Consider the following 12,853-nt stretch of genomic DNA (forward strand, 5'->3'; position numbering starts at 1 on the left):
ATCAGGCCGCAATCCTCGATTACACAAAAAGCCTGGTGGGCGATCACTGCACGGCCGAAGACTAGTGCAAAAGACTTTTCTGCGAGCCTGGATGCATCTCGACCGGCTTTACATGTCATCAGGGTCCGTCATGAGCTGGCTGCGAACTGTCGCGCGAAACCTGGCAATCGACCAGAGCCGCAGGGCTGCCGTTCGCAACGAATACGTGGAAAACACTCGCGCCTATGCGGAGCGTCAGCAGGACCGGTTCGAGTGCGTATTCGAGGCGATAGAAGCCGTCAGCCTCATGCAAAACCTCTCTCGTGAGCATTGCGCCGTTCTGTTCCATACGCAACTGAACGGCAGGACAATGCGTGAGACGGCTGCGATTTTGAGGATACCGGTAGGAACTGTCAAATCGCGCAGCTCTCACGCGCTTAGCAACCTCAGAAGGCTTGCCATGGAATAGCTGGGCGGCGTCACCCTGACGAGGCCTTGAACCCCTGGGGTACAGGCAGACCTCTGGTGCGGTGCACACTTCGGACTTCGCCGCACCAGAGGCCTTCGTGTCAGCCGGCCGAGTCGACGTTCCCCGCCCCGTTACTCAGCGCCCTCAAGACCCAAACCATTGACTATTGCCGCGGCTTCTGTCCGGCTTTTCACCCGCAGCTTGGCCAGAATTCGTGACACATGTGCGCTCACAGTTTTCGTCGAGACATACAACGCTGCCGCGATCCGACCGTTGCTGTATCCGCGGGCGACAAGCTCCAGCACTTCCGTTTCGCGAGCGGTCAATCTCTGGAGCAGAGCACTCAAGGCCGGATGGCCGGCCGAAGAAGCCTCGACAGGCATGACGGGTTCGTCATGTACGTCGCCGGCAGCGAGGACGATACCGGTCCGGCGAGCAAGCAGCGCGATGTCGTCACGGAGGAGTCGGGCACCCAGCGACCGTGCTGTCTGCCATGCCTGGCTCAGGATGGGTTCCACATCCTGCGGGGGCGTGTGCACGGCCAGGGCCCGGGCTGCCCATCGACTACGAGCGATAGCCAACTCGAATGGACGCTCAAGGCCAATCAATGCCTGCATGGCCTCCTCCCAGGCTTCAGAGCCGGGTTCTCCCGTCACCAAGGCAAGTTCCGCCTCGATCATGAGCCGGTATGCCTGCCACACCTGGACTCGCGGGGGGATCGCGATCGTGTGTTCACGAATCACGCTCACGGCATGTTCGCGTTCCGGGCCGGCACCTGCCGCCGGGACGTTCGCCTCCGCCTGAGCCCCAGCAAATAGCAGCCCGAGGGAATAGCGCTCGGTGCCGGGTGGCAGGCCGCGCGACAGGGCGCCGGCAAGCTCGGATCGGGCTTCAGCCATCCGGCCCGCCTGTGCCGCGAGGTGAACGGCCACACCGGCAAGGGGAATCATCAGCTGGGGCTGAGGGTAATGATCTCCGAACGTGAGCCGTGCCGCGGACAGTTGCCGCGCCGATTCGTCAAGATCCCCGATCGCGGATGCCATGCCCGCTCTCAGCGCTGCCACCACTCCGAGAGCCTTGGGAGAACGCCCCAGCCGCTCGGCCTCACTCACGGCGTAGACGGATTCCCTCCAGAGCCCCAGGGAGAAGAGCGACACCGCCCGGTTGCAGTGCACCCGCGCTTCGGCATTGGCCAGACCAAGACTTCGGCACAACCTTGCTCCCTCCTCAGCTGCTGCTACGGCCTCCCGAGATCGCCCCATTCCCTCCAATACCGATGGAAGCATGATGCACGCACGGCCGACGACCGCGATAAATCCAGCTTCCTGCGCTCGCTGCAGGACATCCTGCAGCTCGACAACACTGTCCGTGAAACGCTCCGTCCCGGCGAGCAGCCACGCGCGAGTCACCCGGCCGTCCAGTTCCCGCGGGTAATCGCCTACATCTCGCGCGTATGCAATGGCTCGCTCGACATCGTCCCTGCTACCCGGGCCCGGCTGATGGCGTGCACCCCAAGCGGCGGTGCGGGCCAGAATCTCAGCCTGCACAGGCGACGGTGACTGTGCATGCACGACTTCCTCGGCCCGTTCAAGCTCGCGCCGACCGTCCCCGGTACCGAGCTCGTGGGCCACTTGGCTTCGTTCCACCCAGAACCAGGCACGCCGCAAAGGATCGATGTGATCTTCCGGAAGGGCAATCGCCTCTTTGCAGAGAGCCATGGCACGCTCCCGTTCGCCGCTGAGTCGTGCAGCTGCCGCCGCATCGGCCAGCAGGTCGGCGTACACAAACCCGTCCGCTCCCGTCGGGAGGGGAGTCCGGTCTGTCAAGGGGTCTCGTGGCAGGCGCAATGACCTACGCGTGTCGGACGGGATCTGATGCCACTGCTCGATCGCGTGCCCGAGAAGCCGTAGTTGCTCCACATGGGCATACCTGCTCCGGGCGCACGCGGCGGCGGCAACGTAAGCATGGAACGCTCGGGCCGGGACCTGCGCCCCGGACCAGTAGCCGGCAAGACGAGCCCTGTACTCCTCCGGCTGCACCAATGTAGGTTCGTTCTCCAGGGCCTCGGCGCAACGTCGGCTCCACAGAATGCGTTCACCGGGCAGAACCTCCGCGTGAGCCGCCTCCCTTACCAAGCTGTGCCGAAACTCGTAGCCCGCACCGTCCGGAGTAGGTTGCAGAAGCTGGCAGTCGACGGTCAGACGCACCGCCGCGAGGAGTTCCTGATCGGCCAGTTGAGCGACTTTGCGGAGAAGGTTGTGCGACATGTCTCCGCCGCTGACGGCGGCAATCCGCACAACCTCCTGTGCTGCATCCGGCAGGACGTGGAGGCGGGCCAGAAGCAGTTGACTCAGAGAGTCGCGAAGCTTGCCCTGAAGTCCGTTGCGGCAGGCGTGAACCAGTTCCTCAACGAAGAAGGCGTTGCCCTCAGACCGCTCAAAGACCCTGTCCACCTCCGCAGGGTGCGGCTTGGCGCCGAGAATGGCCGCCATTTGTGCGCTCACGTCCTCCCGCTTCAGGGGGAGCAGCTGGACCGGGATCAGATCCCGCAGCCTCGTCGCCTCGGCCAAGAAGGGGCTCAAGGGGTGGCGTCCGTGCAAGTCGTCGGAGCGGTAGGTCCCGACGATCATCAGGTGACCGGTGTCCAGTGATTTGAACAGATGCAGGAGCAATTGCCTGGTTGACGCATCGGCCCACTGCAGATCCTCCAGCACCAAGAGCAAGGGACGTTCAACAGAGACGCGATGAATCGACTGAACTGTCAGCTCGAACAGACGCGCCGCGCCATCGCTGCCCCCGGATGCTCCTTCAGCGCCCGGCGGCAGCAAGGCTCGTCCGGCTAGCGCGGTCCCGGACAACTCCCTTGCCACGTCGACCAAGGCCGCTCCGCCCTCCGGCTCCGATGCCCCGGAGGTACTGCGAAGGACCCATCGCAGTGCCTCGAGTGGTGCCGCGAAGGGGATCTCCTCCCCGCCGGTCTCCACGCAGCGACCCACAGCGACCAGGGCGCCGTAGGACCGGGCCACGCTCGCCAGTTCCTGAACCGTGCGCGACTTTCCTACGCCGGCCTCGCCGTCAACGAGCACCATTCGCGGTCTTCCCGCGACCGCATCTTCAAGAGCTTGCCTCAGTGTCGCCATCTCATCGGCGCGCCCGACGAAAAGCGGACTAACAAGTACCTGTGTCATGTGGAGCTCACATACTGGCTTCGGTGGGCATCGTTGTTGGATTCCGCAATGCTGGCCGGTTCGACAGTCGAGCGCGATGAGAAGCCACTCGCCACCTGCCACTCACTTCGCGCCGCAAGTAGACATAGCGCCTGGCTGTCGCAGAACCAACGATGCGCGACATCATCTGCGCACGTCGACCGGCGATGTCCTGCCGCGACACGTGTGGATTTCCGCCGCATCGCGGCAATGCTTCCGCTCTACGGATACTTCCTTCCAATCTGCGACATCCGTCACTCCAAGTCAAGGCGAAATTTCCCTTTCGTTGATCTTGTTCGACCTCGGCGCTGCAACTGCGCCGAGGACCCCGCAGTAGCGAGCAGCCCACCAGAGGCGGTATCCGACCCGCCTTGCCCTGCACAGGAGCAGTGCGCGTGTGACCGCCGCCGTCGGGATTGAAGCTCGGCTCGTGATGTCACCCGGGCCAGCTCCCGTCCGGGCGTGTTCGCAGCGGCGGACCGCGTGGCCGATGGCACGGTCCACGTGGCCAGGCAGGCAGAGCCTCATCGGGTCGGCATCTGGGAGAGGGCCGCATGTTCAGCAGGTGCACAGCCCGAACCCCCCCAATAATGGGCGCGAGCCGGACACAGCCACGGCAGAGCCCTCACTCGGGTCGGAGGGGAATCACACACAACAAGGCTCCTGGCTCCGCAGTCGATCAGCGCTGACCGTTCTCCGGCGTTGTGCGTTCGCGCAGGGCCTTCTCGACGGCGCTCTGCACCCGGGCCTCCTCGCGGACCTTGCGGCGCGAGCGGGCGCGGCGTACGAGGAGGAACCAGCCGACGAGGCCCGCGATCACGACGACCACGAGCACGAGCAGCGTCCACGGTACGGCCCAGCCGTGGGCCGTGGCCTGGACTTCCTTGAGGGGGGTCGTGGTGCCGGAGGCGTCGGTGAGGAGCGGGGAGAGGGTCGCCTCCGCCGTCAGGCTCACGGCCGGCGCGACGCCGTGGACGGGAACCTTCACCTTCCAGCTCTCGCCGGGGAGCAGTTCCGGCGTGGCGGCGATACCGCCGGCCCGGGCGCGCAGCCATCCGAACGGGCCCGTGACGGACACCGCCTGGCGCGCCGACAAGGTGGCGTTGCCGGTGTTGTGCACGGTGCAGGTGACGGTGGCGTCGCCCTTGCCGAACGGGTTGGCCGTGCCCGCGTAGTCGACGTGCAGGTTCTCGACCGCCAGCTGCGGCTTGAGCGCGCCGCTGACCCGCAGCTTGACCCGGATGCCCAGGCGCCGGTCCACGTTGATGCCCGCGGCGTCGTCGGACTGCTTCAGGGAGGTGAGGATGCCGCCGACGTGGTCGCCGGGCGTCGCGTTGGCGGGAACGCTGACGGTGAAGGGGATCTGCGCGGTCTTGCCGGGCTTGATCTCGACGCTGTCGCGGTCGGCGTGGACCCAGGCCCCGATGCCGACGGACTTCTTGTCCTTGGTGAGCAGGTCGAGCGGTGGTGTAGCCGTCCGCGGCGTAGAGCGCCAGGCGGAGCGGGGTCTTGCTGTGGTTGGCCACGACCATGGCGTCCTTGACCTGGCCGCCGGGGTTCACGTCGTAGCTGTAGCTGGACCGGTCGTCGCCGTACCCGTTCGCGGCCGTCCTGACCGTCCAGGTGACGTCGCCGTCGGCCGCCCGCGCGGGGCCGCCGCTCAGGCCGGTGAACGCACAGGCCAGGAGCAGGGCCAGGGCGGCGGTGCGGACGCGCGCGAGGGTCGCGGTCGTCCGGTGCGTAACGGGTGCGTACATCTCGGGAATCTCCTGCAACGGGGAGGCGGGGCGGGCACCGGACGGTGCCCACCCCGCCAGGTGGAACGGGTCCGATCAGCTGCTCAGCGCGGTGATCGTCATCGCGGGGTTCTTGCAGCCGAGGTACGCCGAGCTGCCGCTGCAGATCACGGCCGTGCACGAGCAGTCCCGCGGCTCTACGGGGCCCCGCGCGTCCACGCCGTTCTCCAGAGTGAGGGTGTCGGTTGCGGACGCCGCAGGGTGGCCCGGCTCATGTCCCTGGCCGGACTGGCCGGCCGCACCGCAGCACCATCCCCGACCCGCACGCTGCCACCCGCCCCGACCGACCTGGTCCTGCGCAACTTCCAGCCAGATCCAGCCGCAGTCGACACCCGCTCGTGCGGCGAGGCACCTACATCGCCACCGAGGAGGGCTGGCTCTCCTGGCCACCCTCATCGACATCGCCTCCCGCCGGGTCGTCGGCTGGGCCACTGCCGACCACCTGCGAACCGAACTGGTCGCCGACGCCCTACGGGCCGCCTACCGCACCCGCCGCCCGGCCGGTCCGGCTGATCTTCCACCTGGACCGCGGCTGCCGGGGCAGTCGTGCAGCGCTCCATCTGCGCGTGCGACCGTGACCACGGTCCACTCGTCAACGCCCCAGATGCGCGGCCGCAAAGGTGTCGTAGGCGGTAGCGCCGGGATAGGCAAGTACATTCTGGAACCGGCACCCCGCCACAAGCTGCGATCGTCTTTTGTGAGGGTGTCAAACAATTACGGGATGTCGAGCCAGAACGGCGATCACTCGCTGATCGACGGCGGATGCCGTATTCGAATAGCGGCGTGGACATGCCACTCGACATTCGGCTCGGCTCGCACGCACCCCTCCCTCGGTCTCGTTCAACTCCTCCCCGATGAGACGCGATTGGATGCGAAATTGCGCCCGCCACTTAGGACCCGTCCGGGCTGCCTGCATTCACTTGACGTTACGAATCATTGGCCGCATAGTTGAACCGGATACCGAAAAGTGTATTCCGCGATACGGAAAGTCGGAGGACGGCGGAGCCGTGATCCAAGCAGAGCCGTACATACGCCGAGGCTTCGCGCCTGTGCGGTGTCTTGCCTGGGCTCGCTGTCTCTCCAGGACACAGGAGGCGCGCGGAACTGCGGGTCCGCGAGCGGTAGTCAGTGGTGGCTGGACTCCTGGCGTTCTTCCTTGATTCCCAGATCGGACGATCACAGGCTTGACCGGCTGTCCGCCGGACCGTAGGACGCCGTTTGGTCGGGAATCGTTTGCTAGGCCCCGCTGCATTCGGCGGACGCATCGAGTTCCTCGCTCGCCCTCGCGGGTGATGACGGCCAAAGCCACGCCCCATCGATAACACAAACCGGCCTATCCATGAAAGTCGGACCCTAACGATTCGCTATGCATCTCTTCTCGCTCATACCCGTCACAAAACATGCCCCGGGTCGTGGGTCCCGCCTGCTCTTGGGGTCCGGTCTCGACCGTCGCGAGTGGCCGAGAGCAGGCAGCGTAAGTACCCGATCTCTGAGTACCGGGGTGGTGCCCCCGCTCCTGTTGATCGCGACGATCACCTTGGGTGCATCGTTCGCCCCATTGGCAGTCCACCTGTCTCCGCTGCTCGTCGCAGCCCCCACCTGTACGGGAGCCTATGCGCGAACCCGATTCACGGCCGGCGTCGCACTGATTGCGTCCGCGGCAGTTGTGGTCGTCGACCGAAATGATGGCCTGCTCCATTCACCACTGATGCCCATTCACATCGGCGCAGTACTGGCGGTCTCTGCCTTCGTTCTCGTCTCCAGGGCCGTACACGACCGCGACTTGAGAGAGCTCGCCCAGGTGCGTGCTGTCGCTGAGGCGGCACAGCGGGTCCTGCTCCGCCCGGTCCCAGGGGAGTTGGGCCCTCTTCGCGTCGCCTCGATGTACCGCGCCGCAACGGCACACGCTCTGGTCGGCGGCGATTTGTACGCCGCTTCCCGAACCGGTGATGCCACCCGCATTCTCATCGGCGATGTCCGCGGCAAGGGCCTGCCCGCCATCGACGACGCCTCAGCGGTCCTCAGTGCCTTCCGTGAAGCCGCTCACCGGCGATGCACCCTGCCGGAGTTGGCGGCCTCGCTGGAACGCAGCGTCCGCCGGCACCTGGGCGAACTGGCCGACCGCGACCCGCACAGCGCAGAGCGATTCACCACGGCACTGCTGATCGAACTCGCCGACGACGAAGACGAAGTCAAGACCGTCAGTTGCGGGCATCCGCCACCTCTGTTGCACCACGACGGACAGGTGAACCCACTGCCCATGGCGCAGCCAGCCCCGCCACTGGGGCTCGCCGGAGACACTCCCGACGCCTTCCACCTCGACGTTGCCGCGTTCGGTTGTGGTGACACCCTCCTGCTCTACACCGACGGCCTTGCCGAAGCCCGGAACAGCACCGGGGACTTCTTTCCCGTCCTCGACCGCGCCGCGACATGGGACTGGGGCTACCCCAGCCGCCTCTTGCACCAGGTCAGTTGCGACATAGACAGCTATGCGGGCCGGCACCTCAAGGACGACCTGGCCCTACTAGCCGTCCATCGCCCACCACGTCCGGATCGCTTCGGAGACGCACCATGACCATCCCAAACCCTGACCACCGGCCTTGCCAGCCAAGGCCTCGGTCGGCACGTCGCACACGACACGCACGGTGTTGAAGGTGCTGAGCGTCACAACCTGAAAGGACGGTGACGAGCATGACCACAGCCACGCTTTCCCCGCTCTGGCGGCCGAGCGCGATCCTGGCCCTCTACCTGGGGGTGACCTGTGCGGTACAACTAGAGGCCTCCGCTGTCGGGCTGGTGCGCTGGTCGGACTATTCCGTGCTGGCACCTCTCATAGCGGCTGCCCTCCTGCCGGTCCGCCACACCCTCGTCATCGGGGCTTCGACACTGGCGACCAGCGTGGCCATCTATGGCTTCGCCATCTCAGGAGTGTCGGACGGGGGCAGGACGGTCGTGATCTGCGCGACGGCTCTTTCCCTTGGTGCGAGCCTTGTGATCTGCCGCATCCGATGGCGCCTGAAAGCTGGGACGACCGCTTCCACCACACCTGCCGAGTGCGCTGACGAGACGTCTCGGGCTCTGGTCGGCGGCCGCCTCACGGGCAATCTGCCACAGTCCGCTGCCGTGGAACTCTCCCATTGCGACAGCAATATCGACGGCGGGCCCCAGGCCCACTGGCTCGACGCGATCCCCCTGCCCGGGGCCCGGGTGGCGCTGGTCGCCGGCAGCGTGACCGAAGACGGGGCGCCTGCCCCCGCCATGGTCGCCGAACTACGGGCCGTGGTGAGAACTCTGGCCGACATCGACGTGCAGCCGGAGGAGGTGCTGACGCATCTGCAGGACGTCCTCATTCGGTTGCGAGCCGGCAGTCGGTGCAACACGTGCGCTCCGGGTGTTGCCGCAAGTTGCCTGTACGCGGTCTACGATCCCGTCAGCGCAGACTGCGCCCTGGCATGTGCCGGGCATCCCGCGCCCGCGATCGTCACCCCCGACGGCGTGGTCACGACCGTGGACCTGCCCATCGGCGAGCCTCTGGGTACAGATCGGCCGCACGTCCAGACCGCCGAGATCCGCCTTACACCAGGCAGCGTGCTCCTTCTGCACGCCCACTCCGCCGCGACAGCCGGCAACTCCGGGGCAGAGACCGGTGAAGCCGGACTGCCTGAGCGGTTGGTGATGCACCAGTCCTCGCTCGTCGACACCTGTCATTCGGCGGTGGAAGCCCTTCTGACAGTCTGCGGTCACCGCCAGCTCGGGGTGATGGCCGCCCGCACCCGCACACTCGATGCCAGCACCGTGGCGCAGTGGGACCTCCCCGCCGACCCGGCTGCCGTCTCCGTTGCGCGACGCCATGTCACGGGCAAGCTGAGTGTGTGGGGCCTCGACGAGGCCGCCACCACCATGGCACTGATCGTCAGCGAACTGGTCACCAACGCCATCCGCCACGCACAACCGCCGGTATGTCTCCGACTGATCCGCTGCTACGCGGGGCTGACGTGCGAGGTTACCGACGGCAGCACCACCTCCCCGCACCTTCGGCGGGCTCGAACTCTCGACGAGGGTGGGCGGGGGCTGTTCATCGTCGCGCAGTTGACCCAGCGCTGGGGAACTCGCCATCACCCGCGAGGCAAGACCATCTGGGCCGAGCAGACCCATGCGGTCGGCGAATCCCCACACGAGGGTCAGTGGGTCTGTCCAACGAACGGCCCTGTCTCACATTCGGTGGTGACGGAGAGTTGCGAGGGTCGCTGATTTTCATGTGATGAATGTCAACGAGCTTGTACGGATGGTGTTTTCGGGCCTGGCTCCGCTGGTCATGGAGGATGTGACCGACGAGGGTGAGCGGATTGTGGCGCGGGCCCGGACTCCGTTGGACACTGCGCTCTGCCACGTGTGCGGGGCCTCGTCGGGACGGGTGCACGGCTATCACTGGCGGACGGTGGCCGACGTTCCGGTCGACGGGCGCCGGGTGGTGGTCCGTGTGCGGGTTCGGCGTCTGGTGTGCCCCACGCGAGGCTGCCGCCACACCTTCCGCGAACAGGTGCCCGGGGTGCTGGAGCGATACCAGCGACGCACCGCCCGCCTGACCAGGCAGGTCAAGGCCGTGGTCAAAGAGTTAGCGGGCCGAGCAGGATCACGTTTGCTGGCGATACTCGCGGTGGGCCTGTCCCGTCACACGGCCCTGCGCACCCTGCTGCGCACCCCGTTGCCCACTGGACGGACGCCTCGTGTGATCGGCGTCGACGATTTCGCCCTGCGCCGGCGGCACCGCTATGCCACCGTGGTGATCGACGCCGAGACCCATGAGCGCATCGACGTGCTGCCGGACCGCACGGCCGACACTCTGGAAGCCTGGCTGCGCGAACACCCGGGCGTCGAGGTCGTTTGCCGCGACGGCTCCACGACGTATGCCGAGGCCATCCGCCGCGCCCTACCCCACGCAGTGCAGGTCGCCGACAGGTGGCAGTGCGCCATGAGGCGCCTTGTCGTATCCCCGACTTAATCGGGAAGGATTCGGAGGGAGATTCTTGGGTCTAATGGCTTACCTAATCCGGAAACGGTGAGGGGACCGCAGCATGCCAGAAAATCGACGGCCGGGCTCAGGCATTAGAGACGGGGCGTCGGGAGACCCGCGTGACACGGTGAAAGCTGGATTGCCTGAATCCCAATCCCCAGAAGACTGAAGGTCGAGTCCGCCGGAAAATGCCTGACACCGACGCTGCGCCCTACGACGGCTTTGTGCCATGGCCGTCGCAACCTCCGGAGCGCAGAGCGATGCCCAGCGAGGGTATTCAAGGGGATGAGTGGGGCACCTAAATCACGCTAGGACGTACGACAAGGACGAACATGGGATCGCCTAAGGGAAGAGATATTCCTATGGCGACGGAGGCCCCGTAGTAGTCGCCGGAGTCACGACCGGCCAAGGAGGACGGGAAAGCCGTCCACATCGGGCGAAGGGGGCCAGGTGATCGGACACCACAGAGTCGGGAGGTATGCGTAATGCAGAGCGCCGAAACGGTGATGGGTGTCCTCCGTGAGCGCGGCAGGCGTGGCCTGCCGTGCGATGAACTGTATCGGCAGTTGTTCAATCCGCAGTTGTATCTGCTGGCCTACGGGCGTCTGTATTCCAACAAGGGAGCAATGACGCCCGGGGTCACTGGGGAGACCGTGGACGGCATGTCGCTGGGCAAGATCGAGCACGTCATCGACGCGCTGCGCCATGAGCGGTACCGGTGGAGCCCAGCCCGCAGGGTCTACATCCAGAAGGGGCGGGACAGCACGAAACTGCGCCCGCTCGGCCTGCCGCCCTGGAGCGACAAGCTCGTCGGCGAGGTGATCCGCCTGCTACTTGAGGCGTACTACGAGCCGACGTTCTCCAACTCCTCCCACGGTTTCCGTCCCCGCCGCGGCTGTCACACCGCACTACGTGATGTCGTCAACACCTGGACGGGGACCGCCTGGTTTATCGAGGGCGACATCGCCCAGTGCTTCGACAAGCTTGACCATGCGGTCATGCTCCGAATCCTGGGCGAGAAAATCCGCGACAACCGGTTCCTGCGGCTGGTGCGTAACAGGCTCAAGGCCGGCTACATGGAGGACTGGATCTGGAACGCCACGCACAGCGGAAGCCCGCAAGGCGGGGTTGTTTCACCGATCCTATCCAACATCTACCTGCACAAGATGGACGACTACATCGAGAAGGTTCTCATCCCGGAATACACCCGTGGAGGGGTCAGGAAGCCGAGCCGCGCCTTTTATCGGGTGTGGGCGGCGATGGGTCGCGCCCGCAAGCGTGGTGACCGCACCGAGGTGCGGGAACTGCGCAAGCAACTTCGCAGCATGCCCAGCATGGACACTCAAGATGCTGGTTACAGGCGGCTGAGGTATGTGCGCTATGCCGACGACACCCTGCTCGGGTTCGCCGGACCGAAGGCAGAAGCTGAGGAAATCAAGAAGAGCCTGGCACAATTCCTGCGTGACGAACTCAAACTGGAACTGTCGCCAGAAAAGACGCTCATCACACACGCCCGCACCGAGGCGGCAAGGTTCCTCGGCTACAACATCACCGTGCATCACAACGACCGCAAGGTCACCGGTGGTCGGCGCTCCGTCAATGGGGTCGTCAGACTACAGGTCCCTCGTTCGGTGGTATCTGCCAAGCAGGCCCAGTACATGAAGCGCGGCAAACCCGCGCGACGGCCCGAACTGCTGAATCAGGACGACCACGTCATTCTCAGCACCTACGGGTCCGAGTACCGCGGCATCGTCCGGTACTACCTGATGGCCGGCGACGTCTTCCGACTCGCCCGGCTGCAATGGGTCATGGAGACCTCGATGCTGATGACGCTCGCCAACAAGCACCGCTCGTCGGTGTCGAAGATGGCCCGCAAGTACGCGACCACCATCGAGACGCCGCACGGGCCACGCAAGTGCTTCGAGGCCCGCGTCGAACGCACCGGCAGGAAACCGCTGGTCGGACGGTTCGGCGGCATTCCGCTGCGACGGAACAAGAAGACGGTCATCACCGACCGTCGGTTGGCCCCCGTCAACACCAAACGCAAGGAGCTGATCACCCGGCTCCTCACCGGACGGTGTGAGTCATGCGGACACGTCGATGAGGTGGAAGTTCACCACGTCGCCAAGCTCGCGGACCTCGGAAAAACGGGAACCCGGCCGCCGTGGGCAGATCTCATGGCCGCGCGACACCGCAAAACCCCCGTGGTCTGCGCAAGTTGTCACGCGGGCATCCACGGCAAGAAGCCCGTCCCAGCACTCACGGAGTAGTCACTGGAGAGCGACGTGCGGTGAAAGTCGCATGCGTCGTTCGGGCTGGGGGCCGTGGGAAAAGGACCTGCTCAGCAAGCACCTCGCCGACGGCCCACCAGTACTCTGTGGCACAACCT

7 protein-coding genes and 3 pseudogenes are annotated in these 12,853 nt (G+C 65.7%); 7 read left to right on the top strand and 3 right to left on the bottom strand.

Annotated features, from left to right (window positions below; translation table 11 throughout):
- The first annotated feature begins 64 nt into the window (after positions 1-64).
- Positions 65-448: a sigma-70 family RNA polymerase sigma factor gene (locus tag ABZ883_RS13400; RefSeq protein ID WP_360905744.1), complete on the top strand. Its 384-nt coding sequence runs from the start codon at positions 65-67 to the stop codon at positions 446-448.
- 131 nt (positions 449-579) lie between these two features.
- On the opposite strand, the gene ABZ883_RS13405 is transcribed toward ABZ883_RS13400, so the two are convergent.
- From ABZ883_RS13405 to ABZ883_RS13415, 3 genes are all read right to left on the bottom strand, one after another.
- Positions 580-3,636: an AAA family ATPase gene (locus tag ABZ883_RS13405; RefSeq protein WP_360905745.1), complete on the bottom strand. Its 3,057-nt coding sequence runs from the start codon at positions 3,634-3,636 to the stop codon at positions 580-582.
- A 697-nt stretch (positions 3,637-4,333) separates the two neighbouring features.
- A complete protein-coding gene (locus tag ABZ883_RS13410) occupies positions 4,334-4,915 on the bottom strand; it encodes a hypothetical protein (protein ID WP_360905746.1) in 582 nt (193 codons plus the stop codon).
- 571 nt (positions 4,916-5,486) lie between these two features.
- Entirely contained in the window at positions 5,487-5,609 is a 123-nt protein-coding gene (locus ABZ883_RS13415) for a hypothetical protein (protein WP_360905861.1), read from the bottom strand.
- Between ABZ883_RS13415 and ABZ883_RS13420 the strand changes: the two are divergent.
- The 6 genes and pseudogenes from ABZ883_RS13420 to ABZ883_RS13445 form a co-directional block, all read left to right on the top strand.
- Positions 5,589-5,681 (top strand): annotated as a pseudogene (locus tag ABZ883_RS13420) (IS3 family transposase); the annotation flags it as partial. The gene ABZ883_RS13415 and the pseudogene ABZ883_RS13420 sit on opposite strands and share 21 nt — an antisense overlap.
- A 119-nt stretch (positions 5,682-5,800) precedes the next feature.
- Positions 5,801-5,931, top strand: a pseudogene (locus tag ABZ883_RS13425) (IS3 family transposase); the annotation flags it as partial.
- Positions 5,932-6,969: 1,038 nt separating this feature from the next.
- A complete protein-coding gene (locus ABZ883_RS13430; protein WP_360905747.1) occupies positions 6,970-8,025 on the top strand; it encodes a PP2C family protein-serine/threonine phosphatase in 1,056 nt (351 codons plus the stop codon).
- A 116-nt stretch (positions 8,026-8,141) separates the two neighbouring features.
- A complete protein-coding gene (locus ABZ883_RS13435) occupies positions 8,142-9,701 on the top strand; it encodes an ATP-binding SpoIIE family protein phosphatase (RefSeq protein WP_360905748.1) in 1,560 nt (519 codons plus the stop codon).
- Between the two features lie 10 nt (positions 9,702-9,711).
- Positions 9,712-10,413: pseudogene (locus ABZ883_RS13440) on the top strand (ISL3 family transposase); the annotation flags it as partial.
- Positions 10,414-10,949: 536 nt separating this feature from the next.
- Positions 10,950-12,734 (top strand): reverse transcriptase domain-containing protein, encoded by a 1,785-nt coding sequence (locus ABZ883_RS13445; protein ID WP_360905749.1) that lies wholly within the window; start codon positions 10,950-10,952, stop codon positions 12,732-12,734.
- Positions 12,735-12,853: the final 119 nt, after the last annotated feature.

The sequence above is a fragment of the Streptomyces sp. NPDC046977 genome, assembly GCF_040644455.1.
Classification (GTDB): Bacteria; Actinomycetota; Actinomycetes; order Streptomycetales; family Streptomycetaceae; genus Actinacidiphila.